General features: G+C 58.5%; 1 protein-coding gene. It reads right to left on the reverse strand.

What is annotated here, in order from left to right; all coding sequences use genetic code 11:
• Positions 1-244, reverse strand: a 244-nt coding sequence (locus EN780_RS37135; protein ID WP_210215128.1) for a hypothetical protein, incomplete at its 3' end; no start/stop codon positions are given.
• Positions 245-535 lie beyond the last annotated feature (291 nt).

Here is a 535-nt window from a genome sequence, read left to right on the forward strand (position 1 = left end):
CCAAGTATCTAGGGTTCTCGGGCTTGCCGATGGCCTTCGCGAGCGTGTCCACGTGCGCCTCGTGTTCACCCTCGCGATAGTCGAGATTTCTTGGCTGGAAGACTGCTTCGGCAGTTCGTAGCTCCTGCAGGCTGAGAACCTCGGGGTCTTGAGGGCTTCTCGGGTCCGCCCCGATAGCCTGCCGCAATGCCTCTAGCGCCTCTCCCGTGTCGAGGTCGTCGACGTCAAAGTTTTCTGCAGCCAACTCGAGTTCCCCTTGGGTGTGAAAGGTCTAAGACGCGGCGCTCATGCAGCTGGTCTTCTGCTGGGTCAATTTCACCGAAACCAGAAGTGTCACGTACCCTTCGGCAAACGGCGATTTGACCGGCTGATCCCATAAGGGAACCCCAAGGTGCAAGGCCTTCTTTGACGCAGCAACGGCGTCCTCCCCAAGCAGCCTTTGAACAGCGCCTGAGACCTTCTTCCGTAGCTTCTGCGTGTGTGACGACCAGACCGTTGGGTGTCTTGGGCCATTTGGCGTGTATAGGATCGTGGA

It is taken from the genome of Mesorhizobium sp. M4B.F.Ca.ET.089.01.1.1, from assembly GCF_004022605.1.
Classification (GTDB): Bacteria; Pseudomonadota; Alphaproteobacteria; order Rhizobiales; family Rhizobiaceae; genus Mesorhizobium; species Mesorhizobium abyssinicae.